Source organism: Microbacterium sp. BF1, assembly GCF_019279095.1.
In the GTDB taxonomy this organism is placed as follows: domain Bacteria; phylum Actinomycetota; class Actinomycetes; order Actinomycetales; family Microbacteriaceae; genus Microbacterium; species Microbacterium maritypicum.
Window position 1 is genome coordinate 1 of sequence record NZ_JAGYWT010000729.1, and the last position, 875, is coordinate 875.

Below are 875 nucleotides of genomic sequence, written 5' to 3' on the forward strand. Positions count from 1 at the left end.
GCCGTCCGCGATGCGCGCAACGGAACCGAGGTCATCGCCCGCATCGAAGCGGCTCTCGGCCAGCCCTTGCAGGTGCTCGATGGGGAGACCGAGGCCGAGCTGACGTTCCTCGCGGTGCGACGCTGGTTCGGCTGGTCGGCCGGACAGATCCTGCTCCTCGACATCGGGGGCGGTTCACTCGAGATCGCCGCAGGAGCGGAGGAGATGCCCGACGCTGCGGCATCCGTTCCCCTCGGCGCCGGACGCATGACGGTGCAGTTCCTGCCGAACGATCCTCCGGGCGAGAGCGATGTGGAGCGGCTGCGCGCCCACGCGGCGACGACTCTGGCCGATGTCCTCCCGCGGTTCGTCGCGCTCCCCCGACCCGATCACGTCGTGGGGTCGTCGAAGGCCATCCGTTCTCTGGCCCGACTGGTCGGCTACCCGGCACCGGGGTGGTCCGGAAGCGAGCGGATGCTGCTCCCCCGGGCGTCGCTCGGATCGTGGATCCCACGCCTCGCACGCCTTCCCGCCTCCGCGCGTCAGGAGCTGCCGGGCATCACACCGGATCGCACGTTCCAGATCGTGGCGGCCGCAGTGTCGTTGCACGCCGCGATGACCGCCTTGGACGTCGACGAGCTTGAAGTATCGCCGTGGGCGCTGCGTGAAGGCGTGCTGCTGCGGTACATCGAGCAGCTGGGTTGGAACGACTCCCGACGCTGAGCGACCGGTCGCACGGAGGGACAGGCTCTGTTGCCGCCTCCGTCGCCGCCGGTCGTCGATGCACCCGGACTCGTGGCGAAAGAGCACAACGGCCCGTGGATGCCGGTCGGGAGCGGGCTCGTGATCGCGCCGTCCGGGATCGCCCAGCACGTGCGCTGCGCAGGCTCCTGGAG

General features: G+C 70.4%; 1 protein-coding gene. It reads left to right on the forward strand.

Going from position 1 to position 875, the window contains the following annotated elements:
* Positions 1-702 (forward strand): Ppx/GppA phosphatase family protein (locus tag KZA10_RS16370; protein WP_218683420.1); only part of this gene is annotated, 702 nt, incomplete at its 5' end.
* Positions 703-875: the final 173 nt, after the last annotated feature.